Source organism: Cytobacillus sp. ABV4_503 (genome assembly GCF_056158445.1).
On record NZ_JBSWTH010000001.1, the window covers coordinates 311,943 to 333,260 of the forward strand.

The 21,318-nt window shown below is 37.9% G+C and carries 26 protein-coding genes and 1 other annotated feature; of the genes, 20 read left to right on the plus strand and 6 right to left on the minus strand.

Annotated elements, in window-relative coordinates; all coding sequences use genetic code 11:
- Positions 1-42: 42 nt before the first annotated feature.
- Positions 43-1,596: a sensor domain-containing diguanylate cyclase gene (locus ACXAD1_RS01665; protein ID WP_474909251.1), complete on the minus strand. Its 1,554-nt coding sequence runs from the start codon at positions 1,594-1,596 to the stop codon at positions 43-45.
- A 328-nt stretch (positions 1,597-1,924) separates the two neighbouring features.
- Here ACXAD1_RS01665 and ACXAD1_RS01670 point away from each other — a divergent pair, with 328 nt between their 5' ends.
- Entirely contained in the window at positions 1,925-2,050 is a 126-nt protein-coding gene (locus ACXAD1_RS01670; RefSeq protein ID WP_474909252.1) for a hypothetical protein, read from the plus strand.
- Between the two features lie 56 nt (positions 2,051-2,106).
- Here the strand turns inward: ACXAD1_RS01670 and ACXAD1_RS01675 are convergent, their stop codons facing one another.
- The gene (locus ACXAD1_RS01675) at positions 2,107-2,799 is read right to left on the minus strand and encodes an ArsR/SmtB family transcription factor (protein WP_206845011.1); all 693 of its coding nucleotides are present in this window, start codon (positions 2,797-2,799) and stop codon (positions 2,107-2,109) included.
- A 93-nt stretch (positions 2,800-2,892) separates the two neighbouring features.
- On the opposite strand from ACXAD1_RS01675, the gene ACXAD1_RS01680 reads away from it, so the two are divergent.
- The 6 genes from ACXAD1_RS01680 (at position 2,893) to ACXAD1_RS01705 (ending at position 8,763) form a co-directional block, all read left to right on the plus strand.
- Positions 2,893-3,507, plus strand: coding sequence for a flavin reductase family protein (locus tag ACXAD1_RS01680; protein ID WP_206845010.1), 615 nt, complete (start codon positions 2,893-2,895; stop codon positions 3,505-3,507).
- A gap of 190 nt (positions 3,508-3,697) precedes the next feature.
- The gene (locus ACXAD1_RS01685) at positions 3,698-5,146 is read left to right on the plus strand and encodes a sensor histidine kinase (protein WP_474909253.1); all 1,449 of its coding nucleotides are present in this window, start codon (positions 3,698-3,700) and stop codon (positions 5,144-5,146) included.
- The gene (locus ACXAD1_RS01690; protein ID WP_474909254.1) at positions 5,143-5,829 is read left to right on the plus strand and encodes a response regulator transcription factor; all 687 of its coding nucleotides are present in this window, start codon (positions 5,143-5,145) and stop codon (positions 5,827-5,829) included. Before ACXAD1_RS01685 ends, ACXAD1_RS01690 begins: the two co-directional genes overlap by 4 nt.
- Before the next feature lie 193 nt (positions 5,830-6,022).
- Positions 6,023-6,730, plus strand: coding sequence for an ankyrin repeat domain-containing protein (locus ACXAD1_RS01695; RefSeq protein WP_474911271.1), 708 nt, complete (start codon positions 6,023-6,025; stop codon positions 6,728-6,730).
- Between the two features lie 49 nt (positions 6,731-6,779).
- Positions 6,780-7,745 (plus strand): DUF4822 domain-containing protein, encoded by a 966-nt coding sequence (locus ACXAD1_RS01700; RefSeq protein WP_474909255.1) that lies wholly within the window; start codon positions 6,780-6,782, stop codon positions 7,743-7,745.
- 559 nt (positions 7,746-8,304) lie between these two features.
- Positions 8,305-8,763, plus strand: a complete 459-nt coding sequence (locus tag ACXAD1_RS01705; protein ID WP_474909256.1) for a 2-thiouracil desulfurase family protein — start codon at positions 8,305-8,307, stop codon at positions 8,761-8,763.
- Between the two features lie 143 nt (positions 8,764-8,906).
- Here the strand turns inward: ACXAD1_RS01705 and ACXAD1_RS01710 are convergent, their stop codons facing one another.
- Positions 8,907-9,365 carry a DUF3291 domain-containing protein gene (locus ACXAD1_RS01710; RefSeq protein ID WP_474911272.1) on the minus strand — a complete coding sequence of 153 codons (459 nt, stop codon included), beginning with the start codon at positions 9,363-9,365 and terminating at the stop codon, positions 8,907-8,909.
- Between the two features lie 153 nt (positions 9,366-9,518).
- Complete coding sequence (locus ACXAD1_RS01715) at positions 9,519-9,935, minus strand: DUF1284 domain-containing protein (RefSeq protein ID WP_370224185.1); 417 nt, start codon at positions 9,933-9,935, stop codon at positions 9,519-9,521.
- Positions 9,936-10,147: 212 nt separating this feature from the next.
- Positions 10,148-10,362, plus strand: a binding site (T-box leader).
- A gap of 54 nt (positions 10,363-10,416) precedes the next feature.
- On the opposite strand from ACXAD1_RS01715, the gene proS reads away from it, so the two are divergent.
- The 3 genes from proS to ACXAD1_RS01730 all read left to right on the plus strand — a co-directional run bounded on the left by proS (position 10,417) and on the right by ACXAD1_RS01730 (position 13,714).
- A complete protein-coding gene (gene proS / locus ACXAD1_RS01720) occupies positions 10,417-11,853 on the plus strand; it encodes a proline--tRNA ligase (RefSeq protein ID WP_370224183.1) in 1,437 nt (478 codons plus the stop codon).
- 303 nt (positions 11,854-12,156) lie between these two features.
- The gene (locus ACXAD1_RS01725; RefSeq protein WP_474909257.1) at positions 12,157-12,714 is read left to right on the plus strand and encodes a cysteine hydrolase family protein; all 558 of its coding nucleotides are present in this window, start codon (positions 12,157-12,159) and stop codon (positions 12,712-12,714) included.
- A 484-nt stretch (positions 12,715-13,198) separates the two neighbouring features.
- Complete coding sequence (locus tag ACXAD1_RS01730) at positions 13,199-13,714, plus strand: GrpB family protein (protein WP_474909258.1); 516 nt, start codon at positions 13,199-13,201, stop codon at positions 13,712-13,714.
- Positions 13,715-13,777: 63 nt separating this feature from the next.
- On the opposite strand, the gene ACXAD1_RS01735 is transcribed toward ACXAD1_RS01730, so the two are convergent.
- Entirely contained in the window at positions 13,778-13,987 is a 210-nt protein-coding gene (locus ACXAD1_RS01735) for a hypothetical protein (protein ID WP_206844988.1), read from the minus strand.
- 437 nt (positions 13,988-14,424) lie between these two features.
- Between ACXAD1_RS01735 and ACXAD1_RS01740 the strand changes: the two genes are divergently transcribed.
- The 8 genes from ACXAD1_RS01740 (at position 14,425) to ACXAD1_RS01775 (ending at position 19,174) form a co-directional block, all read left to right on the plus strand.
- Positions 14,425-15,081, plus strand: a complete 657-nt coding sequence (locus tag ACXAD1_RS01740) for a lysozyme inhibitor LprI family protein (RefSeq protein ID WP_474909259.1) — start codon at positions 14,425-14,427, stop codon at positions 15,079-15,081.
- Between the two features lie 169 nt (positions 15,082-15,250).
- Positions 15,251-15,763, plus strand: a complete 513-nt coding sequence (locus ACXAD1_RS01745) for a PhzF family phenazine biosynthesis protein (RefSeq protein WP_474909260.1) — start codon at positions 15,251-15,253, stop codon at positions 15,761-15,763.
- Between the two features lie 29 nt (positions 15,764-15,792).
- A complete protein-coding gene (locus ACXAD1_RS01750) occupies positions 15,793-16,074 on the plus strand; it encodes a PhzF family phenazine biosynthesis protein (protein ID WP_474911273.1) in 282 nt (93 codons plus the stop codon).
- Between the two features lie 285 nt (positions 16,075-16,359).
- A complete protein-coding gene (locus ACXAD1_RS01755; RefSeq protein WP_474909261.1) occupies positions 16,360-16,533 on the plus strand; it encodes a hypothetical protein in 174 nt (57 codons plus the stop codon).
- 77 nt (positions 16,534-16,610) lie between these two features.
- A complete protein-coding gene (locus ACXAD1_RS01760; protein ID WP_474909262.1) occupies positions 16,611-16,844 on the plus strand; it encodes a hypothetical protein in 234 nt (77 codons plus the stop codon).
- 254 nt (positions 16,845-17,098) lie between these two features.
- Positions 17,099-17,653, plus strand: coding sequence for a sigma-70 family RNA polymerase sigma factor (locus ACXAD1_RS01765; protein WP_206844980.1), 555 nt, complete (start codon positions 17,099-17,101; stop codon positions 17,651-17,653).
- Positions 17,637-18,656 (plus strand): hypothetical protein, encoded by a 1,020-nt coding sequence (locus ACXAD1_RS01770; RefSeq protein ID WP_474909263.1) that lies wholly within the window; start codon positions 17,637-17,639, stop codon positions 18,654-18,656. Before ACXAD1_RS01765 ends, ACXAD1_RS01770 begins: the two co-directional genes overlap by 17 nt.
- Before the next feature lie 95 nt (positions 18,657-18,751).
- On the plus strand, positions 18,752-19,174 hold the full coding sequence (locus tag ACXAD1_RS01775; protein ID WP_206844976.1) for a VOC family protein: 423 nt from the start codon (positions 18,752-18,754) through the stop codon (positions 19,172-19,174).
- Positions 19,175-19,259: 85 nt separating this feature from the next.
- Here ACXAD1_RS01775 and ACXAD1_RS01780 read toward each other — a convergent pair whose 3' ends face one another.
- A complete protein-coding gene (locus ACXAD1_RS01780; RefSeq protein ID WP_206844974.1) occupies positions 19,260-19,793 on the minus strand; it encodes a GNAT family N-acetyltransferase in 534 nt (177 codons plus the stop codon).
- Between the two features lie 305 nt (positions 19,794-20,098).
- On the opposite strand from ACXAD1_RS01780, the gene ACXAD1_RS01785 reads away from it, so the two are divergent.
- Together ACXAD1_RS01785 and ACXAD1_RS01790 are read left to right on the plus strand one after the other, a co-directional pair.
- Entirely contained in the window at positions 20,099-20,698 is a 600-nt protein-coding gene (locus tag ACXAD1_RS01785) for a hypothetical protein (protein ID WP_474909264.1), read from the plus strand.
- Positions 20,699-21,012: 314 nt separating this feature from the next.
- Positions 21,013-21,228, plus strand: coding sequence for a hypothetical protein (locus ACXAD1_RS01790; protein WP_206844972.1), 216 nt, complete (start codon positions 21,013-21,015; stop codon positions 21,226-21,228).
- The last annotated feature ends 90 nt before the right edge of the window (positions 21,229-21,318 follow it).

Sequence of the window (21,318 nt, forward strand, 5' to 3'; positions counted from 1 at the left end):
GAGAGATATTCATCAAAGCTTGCCCTCTTATTTTCTCGTGAACTAGTCTTCACCTGCAATAACCACTCTGTTTCTTCCCTCGTGCTTTGCCTTATATAACGCTTGGTCAGTTCTGTTCATTAATTCCGAAAAGCTGCCGGCTGCAGCGGGAAAGCTGCCGATTCCCATCGATACAGTGATTGGGTTTCCGGATGGGCTTGTGGTGCATTCAGTTGTTTTCCTTATCCGTTCTGCAACGATTTCGGTAATGTGAATACCGGTTTTGGGAAGGATAATTAAAAATTCTTCCCCGCCAATGCGGAAGCACAAATCACTTGCCCTCGTTTCCTTCTTAACCAATGCAGACAGAAATTTCAACACTTCATCTCCAACTTGATGCCCAAATTGGTCGTTTACAGCTTTAAAATGGTCAATATCAAATAAGATGATTGAGTATATATCAAAATCATTAATCTTTTTTTCTAAAAAGCGGCGATTATAGAAGCCAGTCAGCGGATCCAGATTCGATTCACTCTCCGCATCAGTCAGTTTTGTCTGATAAAAATCAACAGCTACTAATATAGCACGCTTCAATTCCTTTAACTCATAATACCAGCCGGGAATGTAGGGCGCAGGGCTCGATGGTTCTGTGGTAACCTGCTTTGCGTAAGAAGCTAAATTCCTGATGGGGTTCACTATTTTTTTCATCATGATCAGGGTCAGGACAAAAACAAACATCATAAATGGAATGGCTATCAGGGTAACTTGCTTGGCCATTTCCATGGCTGGCTTCATCACAGACTTTTTAGGAGTCTGGGATATAATTCCCCATTTACTTGTTGAGGTAGCAGAGGCATATCCGGCAAACATGGATATACCTTTGGTATTCGTGACTTCCTGATTTCCGTTCTTTCCTTCTAAAACTTGCTGTACAACTTTGTTTTCTTTCACATTATCGTTAATTCTATTTTTATCCGGGTGATATATAATATTTCCTTCAGAATCAACCACATACACATATGAATCGTTTTCATGCTTGGGATGCTGCCCCAGAACCTTGATCAGACTGTTTTCTTCATGTAAATAGATAGTTCCGGCAAGAAATCCCCCATATGATCCATTATCATCAAAAACAGGGACAGAAATAAGCATTATTAATTTTCCGGTCACACCTACATATGGCTTTGATATTAAAGGAACTTTCTTTTCCAGAGCTTCATTTGCACCGACACTGTTCAGTTTTGTCCCCTCTAAAGCCATATCAGGTGCAGATGCTGCAATACGACCAGTTTTGTCCACAAAAAATATAGAATTAAAAAAGGTAGTCGACTGCAAAATAAATTCTAACTCCTCATGGATTGCATGGGAATCTGCAGTCAAATAATCCTCATTTTTTGCTTCCATCGTCAGATTTTTAATCATATTTCCAAATAAAGAATCCGTTGTAGCTGCCAGTTTTTGAGCATAATATTGATTCTCTATTAAATAATTTTTCTCCAGGTTGTTCTTGCTTACCACTGCACTTGAAATGATACTTCCGGCTAAGGTGCCGAGCATAGCGAAAGCCAGTAAACTCAAAATAAGCCACTGGATGCTTAATCTAATAGGTTTTTTCATATCTCTTCACCAATAAAAAAAGTGCTATTTATAGTACAAATAACCTAATAGAATATACCATATGACTTTTGAGCCTCACAACATTCAATAAGCAGGATTTCCAGGGTGGAGATTGTGGAAGCAGTTCTTTTCTATAGAACTAGCGGGATTAATAAGAAGGATTTTCCAATAATTTATAGAAATCATTTTCGGCAGGAGAATTTAAATATAAATTTATCAGAGCATGAAGTATAACACCTGCTTACTATGCAAGAGGGCCCATTCAGTGATTTTACGAGCATGGTCTTCTTGTTAAAGTGGAACTTGGCTATTGTGAGGAGGTGATGACATGGAAGAAAAGGATAAAAATCAAGTGAATAAAAAAGCGATGTGGACAATTTGGGGTTTAGCATTTGGTGCAGGTGTGGGGGCAATATTGGGAATCGCAGCATACAATCAGCAGTGGCTGGGTTGAGTGAAGGGGTTTAAGAACAGGGTTCCCACATCTAAAAGTGTAGGAACCATTTTATTTTATCTATCCATATCTATAGCAAATGTTTCCTTAAGTCCCTTCATTCCATGAGGGGTTATTTTGATGGCGCGGGTTTTAGGGATGCGCTGTATCCAATTTCGTTCCAGAAGTTTCTCCAGGATGGCATTCCCCAGTGCGCCTGCAAGATGATGGCGTCTTTCGCTCCAGTCCAGACATTTATGGGAAAAAGAGCGGCGCTTCTTTTTCAATGAGGTCAGGTCTATTTGCATGGAGTGAAAAAATGCTTTTCCATCTTCCGTAATATTAAATGTATCATCTTCTTCTGTAATAAATCCTTTTCTTTTTAACGATTCAGTTAGCTGCACACCTAAATTTCCAGCGAGATGATCATAGCACGTCCTGGCAAAGCGGATCGCTTTATCTTCAGAGGCATGTTTAAAAGATTTAATTTCTGCAGCAGGCGCAATAGATAGAAAGGATTCCATCACTTGGGCAACTTCTTGATTCATGATGCCATAATATCGGTGCCTTCCCTGTTTTTCTGCTGAAACCACTTGAGCATCCAGCATTTTTTTGAGATGAAAGCTGGCCGTTTGCGGTTTAATCCGGGCCATATGGGCCAGTTCATTTACGGTGTGATACCGGCCATCCAATAAGGCGGTTAGTATGGCTGCCCGACTTGGTTCACTGACCAAAGAAGCGACTTTTGCTACATTTGAATTCATATTCATATCTTATTCCTCCATGTAATCCATATTTCGATGATAATTGAAATATTTACCCCTTACAATGATATTCGTAAAAAAGTTCAGGAGGAAACTGCAATGAAAAAGGAAGAAAACCAAATAATCACCAAGTCGATTCAGCCTAAAATCTTATATTATGGAACTCCAGTGATATTGTTAACAACACTTAATGAAGATGGGACATCCAACATTAGCCCCTTATCCTCGTCATGGGCATTAGGGGAATGCATTGTCCTTGGAATCGGGGAAGGGGGAAAAGCATTGGATAACCTTCGCAGTCATCCTGAATGTGTTGTAAACGTTCCTCATCCTGGCCTTTGGGAGAATGTAGAAGCTTTAGCCCCGCTGACAGGCAAGAACCCATTACCGGAATATAAAAGGATCAATTCATTCCGTTTTGAAAAAGATAAATTCTCAGCAGCCTCCCTTACGAAGAAGGAAGCAGAAATTGTAAAGCCCTTTAGAATCCTGGAATGTCCACTTCAGATCGAGAGCAGGGTGGAGCACATTCGAGTTCCGGAACATGACTCTCACTTTGCCATTGTGGAAGTAACGGCATTAAAGGTCCATGCGCATACATCCATCCTTAAGGATGATCATCATGTGAACCCTCATGAATGGAGTCCCCTCATTTATAATTTCAGGCACTACTATGGACTGGGCGAACATCTGGGGAAAACATTTCGGGCATAGTTCTATGGAAATTAATCACTTTTGCTAACTGTTTAGAAATATTTTATACATATTTTAGAAAGTTTTAAGATTTATGTGATATAGTTCTTTTAATTTCTTAATCTGGATAATAGGGTTTATAAAATTATCTTGAATGCTAAGAATAAGATATGATCTGATGAAAATTTTTATAACAGAGTGAGTGAAACAGATGTCCATTAAAATGAGGTTTCTGCTGTCTTATATTGGAGTGATACTTTTTTCGATCACTTTATTATTGGCAGCAGGTTTTTTAATTATTTTTGCCATAACAGGTGATGTAAGATCTATAGAGCATCTTTATAAAAAATCGTATATACAAAAACCTTTAACAACAGTTGAAGAAAGTGTGTTTCTCGATTTAAAGCTTTTTGCTAAAAATAATCCGAAACAGCTCCTAAATGAAAAGGAGCTTAAAAAGATTGAGAAAGAGGATATCGACATTGTTGTTAGAAAGGGCACAAAAGTTGAGTACGCTTCCCCTGCTCTTAACAAGCAGGCATTGGTTGAATCTCTTCCGGGGTTTGAAGAAACAAACATTAACACGCGAGATACCATTAAACTCAACGACTATTTATTTACGTATGTGAAGTTTGATTTTTATTTTCCGGATAAGAGGGAAGGAAGTGTTTTCGTATTAAGAAAGGCCAGTTCCTCTGCTGAACTCATTCGAGAATTGTTCCCTATTTTATCCGGACTTTTACTGTTCCTGTTTATTATGATTATTGGTATATTGAATTATTTAGTTTCGCGAAGCATTATTAAACCTATCTCATTTCTTAAAGAAGCTGCCGAAAGAATTAAATCAGGAGATTTAAATTTTGAAATCAAGGCGACTTCAAATGATGAAATCGGACAGTTAAACAGGGCGTTTGAGGAAATGAGAATAAAGCTAAAAGAATCGATAAGCCTCCAGCTTCGGTACGAAGAAAATCGAAAAGAGCTTCTGACCAATATTTCTCATGATTTGAAGACACCTATCACTTCGATTATTGGATATGTAGAGGGGATTAAAGATGGTGTAGCCAATACCCCTCAGAAGATGGAAAAGTATTTGTCGACTGTGTACTTAAAAGCAATGGACATGGATTCATTAATTGATGAGCTGTTCCTATTTTCCAAGCTGGATTTAAAAAAAGAACCATTCCACTTTGAGACTATCGAACTGGATAAATATATGAAAGACTATGCAGAAGAACTTTATTTGGATTTACTTCAGCAAGGAATCCATATGGAGCTTCATCTTTTGAATAAACCAATCTGCGTGAAAGCGGATAGAGAGAAATTGAAACGAGTATTGGCCAACTTAATAAGCAATTGTGTTAAATATATGAACAAAGACAGGAAGAAGATTTCTATTTCTCTTCATGAACGATTAGGCGATGTAATTGTTAAAGTAGAAGATAATGGGCAAGGGATAGAACCTTCTGCCTTGCCAAATATTTTTGAACGTTTTTACCGTGCTGAACAATCAAGAAGTTCCGAGACAGGCGGAAGCGGCTTAGGACTTGCGATCGCGAAACAAATAATTTTGGAGCATAGAGGAGAAATCTGGGCTTCAAGCGAGATAGGTAAAGGTACAAGTATATTCTTTTCCCTAAAGAAAGGTGAAAAAACATGAAAAAAATATTGCTTATTGAAGATGACGTTAGTATTGCAGAATTGCAAAGAGATTATTTAGAAATAAATAAGTTTCGTGTCGATATTCAACATTTTGGTGATGAAGGACTCCAGCAGGCTCTTCAAGAGCACTATGATTTAATTATTTTAGACATCATGCTTCCAGGAGTAAATGGGTTTGAAATATGTAAACAGATACGCGCAGTTAAAAACATTCCTATCTTGTTTGTGTCAGCTAAAAAGGAGGATATCGATAAAATTCGGGGTCTCGGTTTAGGGGCGGACGATTATATTACCAAGCCTTTTAGTCCGAGTGAGCTGGTAGCCAGGGTGAAAGCACATCTTGAGCGATATGAGCGTTTAGCTGGAAAGCAAACTCAAACAAATACGATTTTCGTTCATGGAATATCAATTGATAAGTCAGCGCGCAAAGTTTATATTGACGGAGAAGAAACTCCGTTTACAACAAAGGAATTTGATTTATTAGTATTTCTTGTCATGCATCCAAATCAAGTATTGAGCAAAGAACAGCTTTATGAAAAGATTTGGGGGCTGGAGTCAGCTGCAGATGTTTCAACAGTCACCGTTCATATCAGAAAAATACGAGGGAAAATAGAAGGAGACCCTGCACAGCCGAAATTCTTGGAAACCGTTTGGGGAGCAGGTTATCGATTCAATGTTTAATTTATTTTATGTATTTATTTAGACCCGTCACAAATGTGGCGGTTATTTTTTTATAAATATGAAGAAAATTTCAGATTAAGTTTATCTTTCTTTAAGAATTTATTTAGAGGGAGTTTATATTTTGGTACTAACATAATAGAGGCAGTAACTAATCAGAGTCATTTTATTTAAAGAAGATAGGCAGGTGAAGCAGATGCGGGGGTGGCTAACAATAGTGATTGGAGGCTTGATCCTCCTTCAAGGCTGTGTCTCGGATAATAATGCAGATACAAAAACACAGGAAATAGAGGTAAGGGAAGATATGGATATGAGTGAATTATTGCTTCAAGCTGCAGAGCGCAGAGAAACAGAAACAATAAAGAGATTGATTGAGGAAGGTGCTGGTCTAAATAAGAAGGACTCAGACGGACGAACTGCTGCAATGATTGCAGCTTACAATAATGATGTCGAAACCGCTAAAGCCCTGATTAAAGCGGGGGCGGACGTCAACATTCAGGATAACATGAAAAACAACCCTTTCTTATATGCCGGTGCAGAAGGGTATGTTGAGATTCTAAAGCTTACGATCGAAGCAGGTGCTGATCCGGCGATAGTGAACCGTTATGGTGGAACTGCATTGATTCCTGCTTCCGAACATGGCCATATAGATGCTATCAAGGAGCTTCTGTCCAAGACAGATATTGATGTAAATCATGTAAATGATCTCGGCTGGACAGCTTTATTGGAAGCAATTATTTTGAATGATGGAAATGTAATACAGCAGCAAACTGTGCAATTGCTAATCGATGGCGGGGCGGATGTGAATATTCCGGATGGAAATAATGTAACTCCTCTGCAGCATGCACGTGAGAAAGGATTTAAAGAGATTGAACGTATTTTGTTAACAGCAGGAGCAAAATAGGCCTGTAATTATTAAGATCCACTAAAAATGAGAATGAGGTGTCATAAAAATGAACAAAAAGGCAAAAGCAATAACATCAATACTTCTTGGATTTACATTAGTAGCAACGGGGTGCAGCGCTGGTGCAAACGCCCAGGAAAATCATAGTAAGCAGAAGCAGGAACAAGCGGTTAAAGAGACTAAAAAGAATCAATTAACCAAGGGACAGGAAATGGCTAACATTCTCAGCAGCACAAATTGGCAAGGTACAAGAGTGTATGACAAAAATAAGAACGACTTAACAAAAGAGAATGCAAACTTCATTGGTCTTGCGAAATATGATGTGAAATCAGGAAGATATGAATTTTTCGATGCGAAGACAGGCGAAAGCCGCGGCGATAAGGGAACTTTCTTTTTAACCAATGATGGGAAGAAGAGAATATTAATTTCAGAATCAATGAATTATCAAGCTGTTGTCGAAATGACAAAACTATATAAAGATATTTTCACTTATAAAAGAATAGGAAAAGACGCTAATGGCAACGACGTAGAGGTATTTGTTGAACATGTTCCATATAAAGGAAATGGGCTTTCTTTTACTGATCCGGACAAGCAGCTGGACGCTGTTACGGGGGATATAGTTAATGACACAGATGGAGATAAGATTCTAGGCAGCACCCTCTGGAACGGGACAAAGGTATTAGATGAAGACGGCAATGATGTAACAAAGTATAATACGATGTTTATAAGTCTGGCAAAATTTGATGACAAAACGAATAAATATGAATTTTTCAATCTTGAAACAGGAAAAAGCCGCGGTGATTTTGGCTACTTCGATATTGTTAACGAAAATAAAATAAGAGCCCATGTTTCAATTGGAGCTAATAAGTATGGTGCAGCGCTTGAACTTACCGAACTAAATAAGAATAAATTTACGTATAAAAGAACGGGTAAAGACAAAGATGGCAAAGATATAACGGTGTTTGTTGAACATGAACCTTATAAGGGTGATTTTAAACCGAAATTCACTAAATAATAAACATCAAAAAGGAATGGATTTTCCGTTCCTTTTTGTTTACTTTAAACATAAACTTTTCTTATTGGAAATCAATAGTATGTTTAAAAAAAAGCATACCAATGCAATGAAAGAAGGAAATACTAAAGAAGAAACGAATGAAATTAAAGATAGATATAAATAGATTTAATGGGGGATGCTATGTCAAAGTATATTAGTATTTTTTTCTTATTTGCAATCGTAAGTGTCTTACTCTTTTTTATATTTGGTTCAGTATTCATGGGTGGAGGCAACCCGGCAGAAGAAAGTGTTTATATATTTGGAACAATAGTTGTATTACTGCTATCGTTTATAATATCACAGCTTTTCTATTTAATAGATTTGTTTAAGAACCGGTAATTCCCTGTCTTTATGACTATACAAATATATTGAAGAAAAGTATCATTTTTTGGGGAGTATGCTGAGGAGAGTTGCTATGTGTATATAGTTAATAAGACAATCAATGCAATAAAGTCCGATCGGTTAGATAATCATGGATTCTTTTAATTGGAAGAATAACTATTAGATTGAGGTGTCATGAATGATATTAGTCAGTTCTTGTTTAGCAGGGTTGGAAGTGAGATATAACGGCACTCATTGCTTAAATCAAAGGATCCGTCAAATGCTGGACCAGAAGCAGGCAATCACTGTTTGTCCTGAGGTGCTTGGAGGTTTTTCAACACCAAGAGAACCTGCTGAAATAATAGATGGTGATGGAGCAGATGTTCTTGATGGCAAAGCTAAGGTAATTGAAAAATCAGGCAGAGATGTTACGGATTTGTACATAAAAGGAGCCTATATGACGCTAAGAAAAGCCCAAGAACTGCAAGTTACCACAGTGGTGCTAAAAGAGTATAGCCCCTCCTGTGGAAGTTCCATGATTTATAACGGCGAGTTTAAGGGCAACAAAATACCTGGAGATGGAGTTACGTCGGCCTTGCTTAAAAGGAATGGCATTAACGTAGTATCAGAAGAATGTTTGGCTGATTTACTTGGATGACGGAGCTCCTGGTTAGTTCCGATTACTATATTGCTGTCTTTAATGTTCAAGTTGAAAGCCTGAACCATTCTCATGCTTTGCTAAAATGCAGGCAGAGTCTAAACGGCTGAAGCAGGTTATGCTGAGCAAAAGATTTGGCCTAGTTATTTAACCAAGACCGGCTTGCCAAGTTCATCAAATGCATGCTTAAAGTCAAATGCGAAAGAAGCAGGCCCATGCTGGATATAAAAATCATATCTTTTGAAAGCTTCCTTCCAGGATACATCCGATAACATATCTGTCCACCAAACCACATAGTTTGGCTGTCTCTCTGGTAGAGGCCCAAACCACTTATTCCTGTCCAGCAATGCCTGCCTATGATGGCCAGAATAAGTAAACTGATATAAAGACTGAAGGTTTTTCCATACTGTTAAGGTGAGAATGGGGGTACCCTCTCCTTTAATCGTTTCTTCAGGGAACTTCGCTCTATTTGGTGAGAATTCTTTTATGAGGTGCCCGGTTTTAGCAGCCTCTCGCATGACTTCATTTCCCGCTTCAAAAAACTCCCTGGAGGCAGGGTGTTCTTCTGAATGCTTCAGCCGTCCAACCGTCAAAATAGCCACAAATGCCAAGTTAATTCCTCCATTATCTTTTTTACCTACATATATTCCATAAGGACTGGACCAATACCTGGGAGACGGGATAATAATTTAATGGCTGTTGCCAGATATACAGTTCTCAAGCAAGTTTAAGAATGGGCATTTAAAATGGGAAGGTTATTTTACTTCCCTTAATCCTTTCCCTGAAAGAATATCCTGAATACCTTCCTCACAAACGCCATATGAACGCCAGGAACACGTTTCGCAAACAGTTTGTATATCTGAGGGAAGTGCATACTTTTGGATGCTCGACTCAATGTCCTTCCAATACAGGATTTGACCAATTTTAAGTCCCAGTTTTTCTAAAATAATAGCATCTCTTGCGTAAATATCGTCGTGTTCACAGTGGTATTCACCTGAGTTGGGATACTTTTCACACAGCTGATCTGGCCCTTTTACAAGCTGTACCCATGTCCTGGGATTGTCTCTCAAGGCTTGATGCAAACGTGTCATATTTTCCACGTATTCCTGGGAATAGCCCATTCCCCGATATCCCAGTAGGCAAAAAAGATGATGGCCCCGAAGCTTATACATAAAATCACCCCAATTTAACTTTTATGTTTGAATGTTAACTAAATATAAATATAGTTAACATACTTGTTTATCATAACATTTAAAATTGGTCAGCTGAGGGTCATTTTAGCTAACCTGGTTTACAGCCTTTCGGGGCAGGCTGTTTAAAATGGAAAATAAACTCCTGTAAATATTGAATTGCCTTTGACAAGTTGATATATTAACTTATATATATGGAATCAATGATGTGATCAAGTAAATAAGGATTGTGAAACAGAAAATATAGCCTGGGCTGAAAGCTATATCACCTCTCCTTATTGAACCCTGCCACGGAGATGTTAGTAAAGCTAACCGGGTCGTTTCGTTACAAACGTACAGAGGACTTTATATTGTGATTAAAGTCGAACTAAGGTGGTACCACGTCTATTAGCGTAAAGACGTCCTTTTGATGGACTCTTTATGCTTTTTTATTTTTTAAATCACTTTTCAGGAGGAAGAGAAGATGTCTCAAAAACCAAACCACTTTACAAAATGGTATCTTGATACGATTCAAAAAGCTGAATTATTTGATTACACCCCAGTTCGCGGCTGTATTGCCTTTAAGCCGGATGGATATGAAATATGGGAACATATTCAGGCAGAAATGGATAAGCGGTTCAAAGAAACCGGTCACCGTAATGCATATTTTCCTATGTTAATTCCAGAAGCCTTTTTTCAAAAGGAGAAGGATCACATTGAAGGGTTCTCACCAGAACTTCCATGGGTAACAGAAGCTGCCGGAGAGAAACTGGAGGAACGTCTTGCACTGCGCCCAACTTCTGAAACCATGATCGGACATTTGTATTCAGATTGGATTAAGAGTTATCGGGATTTGCCATTATTAATCAATCAATGGGCAAATGTATTCCGCTGGGAGAAGAAAACTCTTCCATTTATCCGCACTTCTGAATTTTTATGGCAGGAAGGCCATACGGCTCATGTGGATGAAGAAGATGCGCGTAAGGAAACCATGCAAATGCTGGCCATTTATAAAGAAGTTGTAGAAGGATTACTTGCGATTCCGGTTTATGATGGACAAAAGACACCATCAGAACGCTTTGCCGGTGCGATTGATACTTTTTCCATTGAAGCGATGATGAAAGATGGAAAAGCTGTGCAGGCAGGTACCTCACACTACTTAGGTACAAAATTTGCGGAAGCTTTCGATATCAAATATTTGAATAAAGAAAATAAACATACCTATGTCCATACTACATCCTGGGGTACGTCTACACGGTTAATTGGCTCCGTCATCATGGTTCATGGAGATGAGCAAGGTCTTGTGCTGCCTCCAAAAATAGCACCGACTCAAGTTGTGCTGATTCCAGTCGGGCCATGGAAAAAGAACCCTGCCATTATGGAGAAGCTGGACGAAATCTTTGCCGCACTAAAGGCAGAAGGAATTCGTGTCCGTCTTGATGATTCAGATCAATCACCAGGCTATAAATTTAATGAGTGGGAACTAAAAGGCGTACCTGTGCGAATTGAACTTGGCCCGCGTGATTTAGACCAAAATCATGGCTTGATGAAAGCACGTGATCTAGACGAGAAAGTTTCCGTACCATTAGAATCCATTGTAGACAGCATTAAAAAAGAGCTTGAAACCATGCAGAATCGTCTATTCGAAAAAGCAAAAGCATTCCGCTCGGAGAATTCGCACACACATATCGATACAATGGAACAGTTAGAAAAGCACATAGCAGAATCCGAATTAAATGACACCATTCCTGGCTGGATTTTAGCTGGCTGGTGCGGAGAAGACGCCTGTGAAGAAAGTGTAAAAGAAAAAACAAAATTCACAACAAGGAACATACCGTTCAACCCTCCGGCAACTAAGCACACATGCATCCATTGTGGTAAAGAAGCGAAGCATACGGTTTGGTTTGCGCGAGCGTATTAAACTGAGAATGTGAAATATAACGTGATCTTTCAGGGTCAATTATTTTAAGGTCCGCCTCACTCAGGCGGCCTTTTTTTATGAACGTCCAGGTTTCACAGTAAAGCATTTAAAAAAGTAACGTTAACATATTTTATTAAACTGATTAGTATGTTAAAATCTAAAATGTCTAAAAATTAAGATAACGTTCTTGGACAATGTTTTAATTTAGGAGGCAGATATTATGACAGTCAAATATATTGGCGTGAAAATATTAAGAGGAACAGGACTAAAATAATTTTAAAGGTATTGAAAGGGGAAAATCATTTGAATCAAACCTTATTAATTATTGATGCCCAACAAGAGTTAATTGATGGGAATCTGGAAGAAAGTAAAGTTTTTAATAAAGAGCAGCTTATTGGGAATATCAATTTAGTGATTGAAAAAGCAAAGCAATGCAGTGTTCCAGTTGTATTTGTTAGGGATATAGATGTTGCTGAAGGGAAAGGCAAGGGATTTCAGGTTCACGAAGAAATTAATGTGCCTAAGGAGACAAAGTTTTTTGATAAAGCTGCAACGAATTCTTTTCATGGAACAGGACTGCTGGATCACCTAAAATCTCAAAAGGTGAAGCATGTTGTTATTATGGGGTGTAAAACCCAGCACTGTATAGACAGTGCAGTTAGAACCGCAACTATTAGTGGGTTTGATGTCACATTAGTAGGTGATGGACATTCAACAACGGACAGCGATGCCTTAAGTGCAGAACAAATTATCAAGCATCATAATGATACTCTTCATGGCCATTACAATGTGGAACATTTTTCAGTTGTCAGAAATGCTGGGGAAGACTTGTTTCATCCTATACATGATTCATATAGGTAAATTGAAATTATAGTATAGCATTAGATCCCCAATTTCCTCTAAGAAATTGGGATATTTTATTTGTGAAAGATACATATTCATGATAGGTCGTTTTTTTTAAAACATTATTTTAAAGAAAATTCCGGAAAAACATATCGTGGTGCTGTACAGGAAAAAAGAAACAAGGATCCGTCGTATAAGAATCAACTAGTCTCTCAATTTGAATATAATCAGTTCAGTTCACCAGAGATTACTTTGCGGACGCAATAAACAAAGGCAGTAATCGAGAAGAATCCATTAAAGCCTGGAATGAATTAAAAAAACTGCCAGGAAGCAACAAATACAGAGGATGATTTACATAAAATAGGTTTGAAGTTAATCAATTAATTTTAGTTAATGCAGGATGGAGTTTGATTGGCAGGGATTGGTGTGGTTGAAAAGATTTGGGGCAATAACTAATTGGGGATAGATTACCTAATGGAAGTTTCATAAGGGAGGTATCCAAATGAAGATCCGGCTTACTAAATTTAGCGACAATTGGGCACACATGTTTCAAAAAGAGGTTCAATTTCTAAAAACTATCTTTGAAGATGACATTATAAAATGTGAACATTTTGGCAGCACTTCGGTCCGGGGGATGAAGGCAAAGCCTGTAATCGATATGATGTGTATTGTGAAAGACATCAAGAAGATAGATGAAATTAATGAAAAAATGAAAAACCTGGGATATGAGGCTGCTGGTGAATGGGGAATTACAGGCAGAAGATTATTTCGAAAAGGCGGAGAAAACCGATCTCATCATTTGCATTTCTATCAATTCGATAACCCCCAAATAGAACGGCACCTTGTATTTAGGAATTATCTGCGGTCCCATCCTGCTGAAGCAGCAAGGTACACTAAATTTAAGGAAGAATTAGTAAAAAGGTTTGATGACACGAGTGAATATAGCCAAGCAAAAAATACATTTGTGAAGGAAATGGAGCAGAAGGCACTTGCTTGGTTTGCGGAAGAAGAAAATTAAATGTAGAGGAATAGCAATATGCTCTCATTTCTTCACAAATATGCCATTAGGTTAAAAGGATTTTTAATCACAGCCAATGTGCTTAACAAACTTTTGGTATGCTTTTGCAGTAATCATTGAAATCAAATAAATGCTTATGAAAGAAGCAACAGATACGAAGAGTATATATATTGCTGTATAAGGTAATGGATTATCCATATTGAAAAAGGCAAATATAGTTATTAACAATGAAAGTCCTATTGCATTTGCAGTGTGTTTATTTTGGGTGCTCATAAAATCCTCCTTTCGATTAAGCTCAATAACTGCCTGTTAGTTAAATATTATATATCTATATATTAACATATAATTCCATAAATTTTCTTTGGAAGGATTTATCTTTAAAATACCGAATAAAATTAGAAAGTCTTATATTTAGGAGAATACTATGGGGTATGTAATGGAGTTTAGAAAGGTAGTTGGAAGCCGCCAGATCGTAAAATGATTAAGGATTATATTAATTCCATATAGAAAGGAGTTCCCAGGAGGAGCTCTTTTTTCTTCGCTGAAAAACAGGGGTTTTGGGATAATTTTCTATCTGGAACATGGTAAGATTAAGTTGGAAGGAGTGAGCGCAGAAAAAATAATTTTTGAATGTTTGATGATACTGAAGGTTATATTCAAAAATTGAAAAGTATAAATTTCGTTCATAAATATTAAAAGGAAGTTTGAAAATGCAAAAAAACAAGAAGTTTTTGGCAGTATTGCTAACAGTAGCATTGTCAGGTGTACTGACTGCTTGTGCAGACTCATTTGAAGAGTCGAGCAGCCAGCCAGCTAGCAACAGCTCCGCTCAAGATAAAGATGGCGGCTCAATGGATAAGGATTCTGCAGATTCAGAGGGGAAGGAAGCAAAAAACTCTTCTGGCAGCAGTGATACCACACAGCTCAGTGAACAAGAAGATACAGACAATTTATCCGCAGTCTCAAATGATGGAGAGTCAGCTGAGTCAGGCAATGATCAAAGTGAAAATCTTGAAAGTAATAAAGATGAATATCTCAAGAAACTAAACAAAATGGAAGAAGCGGACAAATACGCAGAAGCCAAGACAACCACGGCAGAATTGGTGGAACAAGAGGCGGAAAGATATAGAACTTGGGATGAGGAATTAAACAAAATTTATGGTCTGTTAGAAGAGCAGCTTGATAAAGGACAGATGGACCAACTAAGAGAAGATCAGCGGAACTGGATCCAACAAAGAGATGAAACTGCGAAAAAGTCTTCTCTAAAATACAAAGGCGGATCGATGGAGCCATTGGAATATGTAGCTACACAAGCAAGTCTTACAAGAGAGAGGTGTTATTTGTTAGTTGCAAAGTATATGAAGTAAGTCAACACTGACGAGTTTGTTGATTCTTCAATTTGAACTAAAATAATGAGTGAAAGAGCTGTAGATCCAATTGGGAATGGCAGCTCTTTTTCTTCTTCGACAGACGGGGCAGTGTAATGTAGTGAAATTTTATGGATTACTGGATTTAACTCAGAGAAGGGGTATAAGGTTGGAATGTAAAGAGATCACTAAATATTACTTGATTAATGCTTTTACAAAAGAAGAGTTTAAGGGCAATCCCGCATCTGTTGTTTTACTGACAGCAGACAAATCTGAAGGGTGGATGAAGTCATTTGCAAAAGAAATTAAACAGCCAATTACAGCTTTTATTTCGTTAACAAATGATAATGCATACCAGCTTAGATGGTTTACCCCCACTCAAGAAATAGATTTATGCGGACATGGAACATTGGGGGCTGCCCATGTTTTGTGGAGTGAGGGTATTGTAAGGGAAACAGCAATCAATTTTCATACTAAATCAGGCATTCTTAAAACTGAATTGTCAGGGCATCAGATTATGATGAGATTGAAGATAAAAGAATCCTGTCCAATCGATGTAAGTGTTAAACTTCAACAGGTTTTTAATTTCCCTATCAAAGCTGCTGCCTGGGCAGAGGATCGGTATATTATTGAATTTGAGAATGAAAATATATTCATAATGTCGAACCAGATTATGAATTAATAAAGGAGCTAAATGGCCCGGGAATCATAATTACCAGCCGGGGATTGGGGAAGTATGATTTTGTTTCAAGATACTTCGCTCCCAAGATTGGAATTAAAGAAGACTTTGTTACTGGTTCAGCACACTGTGCATTAGCCTCTTATTGGAGTAAGCTTCTTAACAAAGCAGATTTTACCGCTTATCAGGATTCAGAGCGTGGGGGTGAAATAAAATTAAGAGTGGTAGAGGACACTGTAGAACTGATAGGGGAATGTGTAACTCTTTTAAGGGGACAGATATGTATTGGCGGAGAAAATAATATAGTTGCTTAATAGATAATTCCTCATTGTTGAACCATCCTTGGTAAGGTGTTGTTCACATAAACATCAATTGTGGATCAAGTTTTTTTCAGAGGGAGTCGAAGTGGGCTTGTTACATAGGTTTGTTAATTTTTTCACTGAATATGAAACCTTCAGCACAAAAGGCGGAATAAAGTAAAAATTGAAACTATTTAAAGTTTCAACCGTATATTTAAGTAAAAGGATGTGTGGAGTTGAAGCATCTAACTATCGGAATGGTTTTATCAATAAAGCCTTTTTACCAGGGGGATTGAACCTATGTGGTGGCTATTGATTTTTATTGTTGGAATTATACTATTTGCTTTATTTATTGATTGGAGACGCAAGAAAAACAATAATAACCCTCCCGTCCCAACAAATCCTAACGCAAAACCAGGAGAAAGTTCAAATTATATGATGGGAGATAATAAAGACACAGGAGGATTTCAGTAATTTTATGAACTAATTGTTCGTTGCTCCAGGTACCTGTAGGTGAAAAAGTAAGTCATTGAAAGTTTAGGGGTGAATTTATGGAGAAATTCATAGTGAAAACAGGGATATATTCATTTATTGTCTCCTTTTTCTTATTGGTGGCCTTTATGAAGCGGATAGAAAGCACAACTGATGCCGGTGGTATGACTTCAAGTGTTATAACACCTTATCCTGAGTTCTTATTTACTATTTTTCGATATTCTGTAATCACTTCTATCATTGCAGTTCTCATTGCAATTGCTTATTTGTTTTCAATAAAGAAAAATGAATAACATACGCAGGCTGCCAATCCAGGCGGCTTTTTTTTGAACAAAACTGCTAAAGAAAATCCTGATAATATTATGGCGAACCTTTCTTTTTGATGCTGATTTTGTTGATCAGATCTTTTATGAAAAACAGACAGAAGCGGAACCGGAACTTATCCGCAAAAGGGTAAGTGCCTTTATTCTAAAAAATTTATAGAAAAATGAAACCTATATCTAACTCATTCGTCTTAGCATTAAAGTGAAAATGGGGTGGGGAGTGTGTGAGAAAGGTCAGGGATGAAGGCCCATTTGAAGATCGTGATGCTTGGCTGGAGTTTATTATGGATGAGTATGGTGAACGGCTCACAAAGCTGGCTTATAACTATGTGAAGGACTGGAAGCTGGCGGAAGATATTGTTCAGGATGTATTTATAGCGTGCTACAAAAATTATGACAAACTCGGTGAAGTGATCTCCTTTAAATCATGGATTTATCGGTTGGCTATTAATAAATCAAAGGATGTCTTGAAGAGTTACGCGTTTCGAAAAGTAGTAATGAATTCAAGCCTGTTTACTCTATTTTCTTCAAAAGAATTGTCGCCGGAAAAGGATCTGCTAAAGCGCAGCGAGAAAGAATTTCTTTCCTTGTGTGTATTGTCATTGCCTGTGAAGTACCGGGAAGCCGTTACGCTTTATTACTATGAAGAATGTTCGATTGAAGAGATCCAAGGAATATTAGGCGTGAACCACAATACGATCAAAACCAGACTGAGCAGAGGCAGGCTGAAACTGAAAAATATGATGGAGAGGTGGGGATATAATGGAGAGCAAGCTTAAGCAGCTGCGGAGGGCGATGGACTCGACGACTCACAAAGGTGACCACTTTACGGAATTTCAAAAAATGAATATTAGAAAAGCGGTCCATACAGATAGAAGAGTGAAGCCAAACAGACCCAATAAATTCGTTATATTCGCTATTTCCACTTTTGCCATCTGTCTCCTGGCATTCATCGTTTCAACTGAAATTTTGGTCAGGCAAAATCCAGAAAAGATAAATGGCGGCACGAATAATGAATGGAAAATACGGCATGAATATAAGGTGAATCAAAATATAAAATTTAGCATACTACCCGATCCTAATCTGAAGGCTGGAACACCTTATGGCAATATTTTTAGTTTCGCAGAGCCTTTTGACACTTATAAAGGAAAAGAAATTTCTATTTCTGCCCTTCATAAAGAAACAGGTGAAAGAATACAAGTTTTGCCTCATCAAGAAGTAACAGAACCTTCTCCTGGATACCCAAGCTTGCAGAGGTTCACGACTACATTCACACTTCCTTATGAGGGCCTGTGGAAGTATGAAGTGTATCTGGATGGCAAAGCCTATGGGGATGTTGTTGTCAGTGTGGCTGAAAAAGCAAAAGACGCCGCTATTACTTTGCCAAAGGACATACCAGATTTTGTTCAAGTAAGCGATTTTGACAATATTGATTGGGAGAGAAAAGCTGTGGAGTTCGGTGACAGGGGCATTATCGGAAATGAAAACAAGTCCGGTGTAATTGGCGCTGACATGCCAAGTTTAAACGGCCAAAAGTGGATGTGGCATCTTTGGGGAGTAGAAGATGCAGATCTGACGATAGTTGGTTTTCATAAAGAATCGCAAACTGTCCATAAAGTATTAAATGGAATGGGATGGACCATTCGTGCTTATGGTCCAAACAACGGGGCAGATGCACATACACCATCGTCTGTTAAATTTCCTAAAAAGGGGGAATGGGCCATTTTGCTTTATGTGGATGGGGAGTTATTTGATCAATTGATTTATGATATAGATGAATGATTATGCTTCTAATTTTACACTTCAGAAGCTGCTTGATCTTAATAGCAATTGAATTAACAGTTCAGGTGAAAGTTTTAATTTATTGGAGGTCTTTTATGAAACCGCGGATATCAGTTATCACTTTAGGTGTAGATGATTTGGAAAGGTCCTTACATTTCTATCAGAATGGTCTTGGGCTCCCTACACAGGGCATAGTAGGAAGAGAATTCGAGCATGGTGCTGTTGCGTTTTTTGATCTGCAATCAGGATTAAAACTGGCAATTTGGAACCGTAAAGATATCGCTCATGACACAAGCATAAACCAGACAGGAAAAAGCCCAACTGAATTTACGATTGGGCATAATGTTGGGAGTAAAGAAGAGGTAAATACGGTAATGGAACAGGCTGAAAATGCGGGTGCGGTTATTACGGTTCAAGCTCACGACACCTTTTGGGGTGGATATTCTGGGTACTTCCAAGATCCAGATGGACACCTGTGGGAAGTGGTTTGGAATCCTGCCTGGGAACTTACAGAATAAGTCCATAGAATGTCTTTATCAAAATAGGTACAAGAGCTGAAGATCAAGCTTGTCGATCGTCAGCTCTTTTTTTCATCCAGCCCTCTTATTCTGAAAAAGCTTTTGAATAATGGACTACCCCTGTAGCATTTTTAAGAGCATTCTCTGTCAATTCCAGAGCCATGAACACTTCGTCAGGTACTTCAAACGGGGCATGGATATTCCAAAGGCTGGCTGGCTTAAAGCCGAACTTTGGATAGTAATCCTTATGGCCCAGAACGATTATAGATTGATATCCGGACGCTTTAGCCTTGTTAAGTGCAGCTCGAATTAATTGACTGCCGATGCCTTTTCCCTGATAACCGGGAGCAACAGAAACGGGGGCAAGTGCCAGAGAATCTGCAGCCTTCTCACAATCAGCTATTGTAATTTTTGATAGAAGTATATGACCCACAACCTCCTTAGCCTGAGTTAACGCTACTAAAGAAAGCTCCGGAATGAATGCGTCCGAATTTCTGATTCTTTTAACAAGGAGATGTTCTGTCTTGTCGCTGTATTCTTCATTTAAAAAAGCTTCCTTAATCATTTCTTCGGTGGAATGATAATCTGCAGGGAGTTCTTGCCGAATTAAAATATCCATTTATAGTCTCCTGTTCTTTAAGTGATTTATAAAGTTCGATATAAATGGCACTTTCTCATGCAGGCAGCCATGTAGAAAGTGTTACTCCTCCAGCTCTAAACATAAGTTCAACAAACAAAAACCTCCAATTTGGGATGTTTTCATTTTATTAAGTTATCGGGCAATGGTCAACGGTATCAGCATACGTAAAAACGCCTTAAAGGAGATATTGATTTTATATTGAATATGTAGGTAATGCGCTTTAAAGGAGATATTGATTTTATATTGAATATGTAGGTAATGCGCTTTATAAAGAGGTGATTTCAGTGCTTTTTCATTATCATTTTTGGACTCCGCATGTGGAAGAAACAGAAAAGTTTTACGTGAATAATGGCTTTAGGATATATCAGCGTATCGGAAAATACCAGGGGGACTTCCAGAAATTTGATCCTCCCTTAGTATGGGATGGTTTCCGGAAGAAGAATATTCATTTTCGTATAATTGAAGCAAGAAAAGGGAGCATAAATATCACTTTTGGATATGGGAAGAAGATTATATTTGACCATATAGGCTTTTTGGTATCTGAAAAGGAACAAGAACTTATATGCCTAAATGCAGATAATATGAATTGGACTGTTGATAGGGGGGAACGAAGAACGTTTATTACAACCCCTTATTCTTTTAGGATAGAACTTCAAACAAACAAAGATATAGTAGATTCGATGACTGATAACATAAAAATAGAAGAATTAAGATTAGAAACAAAGAAAAAGGGGTTAGAAGATGATCTTTCTGTTTTGTTTGGAAAGCCTGTCAGCTCAATCAAGTCGGTAATTGGTGGGACAGTTACAATCAGGGAAGCTGATTTAAAGGGTTTCTCAACGAAACCATTAGTGGATCCTAATGGTGTAAGGATTTTGAATTGAAGTTTTTGTATTAACTGTGTAAGAGGGAGAACTTATGAAATTCTATTGGTTTCTAGTCTTATTATTCTTTTGCACCTGGGTTATAGAATCTTTTCTATTTCCCGAACCAAGCTGGTGGACTATTTTTTCATCGGATCGTTCAACGCACACCCCTCTAATAGAGCAGCTTTCCATAATTAAAGTATTTTTCTTCACGATAACTTTTATAGGCTTAGCTTACCTATTGCATTTTATATTTCAAAAACGCAGGTAAAAGATTTTCATGCGAGTAAGTACTGATCAAATGAATACTTCCTGATAAAGGGGGATACACCATGGGCAGAACAGTTACTTTCTCATTTAGCAGTGCCCGGTATGAGGGTGCTAAGGCGACTGAGACATTCACTTTTGAAAAATTGGGTCTTGACGAAAGTCGGGATGATAATGCCTTGGAAAAAGAAATAGACGAAATCTTTCATGCTTGGGTATGGGATAAACTCAATATTTCTTTTAGTATAATTACTGAAGAAGAAAAAGATGAGTTGTGCTGATTTTGATATATCGGACATAGGATAATAAAAATTGGACCATCATCTTTGTTCTTTCTTGAACATTCTGTGACAATCGCTAAATTATCACCT

Bases quoted from the DNA above. Each gene is read 5' to 3' on its own strand.
- ACXAD1_RS01775 (WP_206844976.1), top strand. From the start codon at position 18,752: ATGAAACCGCGGATATCAGTTATCACTTTAGGTGTAGATGATTTGGAA.
- ACXAD1_RS01740 (WP_474909259.1), top strand. From the start codon at position 14,425: ATGCAAAAAAACAAGAAGTTTTTGGCAGTATTGCTAACAGTAGCATTG.
- ACXAD1_RS01705 (WP_474909256.1), top strand. From the start codon at position 8,305: ATGATATTAGTCAGTTCTTGTTTAGCAGGGTTGGAAGTGAGATATAAC.
- ACXAD1_RS01730 (WP_474909258.1), top strand. From the start codon at position 13,199: ATGAAGATCCGGCTTACTAAATTTAGCGACAATTGGGCACACATGTTT.
- ACXAD1_RS01685 (WP_474909253.1), top strand. From the start codon at position 3,698: ATGTCCATTAAAATGAGGTTTCTGCTGTCTTATATTGGAGTGATACTT.
- ACXAD1_RS01695 (WP_474911271.1), top strand. From the start codon at position 6,023: ATGCGGGGGTGGCTAACAATAGTGATTGGAGGCTTGATCCTCCTTCAA.
- ACXAD1_RS01690 (WP_474909254.1), top strand. From the start codon at position 5,143: ATGAAAAAAATATTGCTTATTGAAGATGACGTTAGTATTGCAGAATTG.
- ACXAD1_RS01755 (WP_474909261.1), top strand. From the start codon at position 16,360: ATGTGGTGGCTATTGATTTTTATTGTTGGAATTATACTATTTGCTTTA.
- proS (WP_370224183.1), top strand. From the start codon at position 10,417: ATGTCTCAAAAACCAAACCACTTTACAAAATGGTATCTTGATACGATT.
- ACXAD1_RS01715 (WP_370224185.1), bottom strand. From the start codon at position 9,935: ATGTATAAGCTTCGGGGCCATCATCTTTTTTGCCTACTGGGATATCGG.
- ACXAD1_RS01680 (WP_206845010.1), top strand. From the start codon at position 2,893: ATGAAAAAGGAAGAAAACCAAATAATCACCAAGTCGATTCAGCCTAAA.
- ACXAD1_RS01780 (WP_206844974.1), bottom strand. From the start codon at position 19,793: ATGGATATTTTAATTCGGCAAGAACTCCCTGCAGATTATCATTCCACC.
- ACXAD1_RS01735 (WP_206844988.1), bottom strand. From the start codon at position 13,987: ATGAGCACCCAAAATAAACACACTGCAAATGCAATAGGACTTTCATTG.
- ACXAD1_RS01790 (WP_206844972.1), top strand. From the start codon at position 21,013: ATGGGCAGAACAGTTACTTTCTCATTTAGCAGTGCCCGGTATGAGGGT.
- ACXAD1_RS01770 (WP_474909263.1), top strand. From the start codon at position 17,637: ATGGAGAGCAAGCTTAAGCAGCTGCGGAGGGCGATGGACTCGACGACT.
- ACXAD1_RS01675 (WP_206845011.1), bottom strand. From the start codon at position 2,799: ATGAATATGAATTCAAATGTAGCAAAAGTCGCTTCTTTGGTCAGTGAA.
- ACXAD1_RS01700 (WP_474909255.1), top strand. From the start codon at position 6,780: ATGAACAAAAAGGCAAAAGCAATAACATCAATACTTCTTGGATTTACA.
- ACXAD1_RS01760 (WP_474909262.1), top strand. From the start codon at position 16,611: ATGGAGAAATTCATAGTGAAAACAGGGATATATTCATTTATTGTCTCC.
- ACXAD1_RS01670 (WP_474909252.1), top strand. From the start codon at position 1,925: ATGGAAGAAAAGGATAAAAATCAAGTGAATAAAAAAGCGATGTGGACA.
- ACXAD1_RS01665 (WP_474909251.1), bottom strand. From the start codon at position 1,596: ATGAAAAAACCTATTAGATTAAGCATCCAGTGGCTTATTTTGAGTTTA.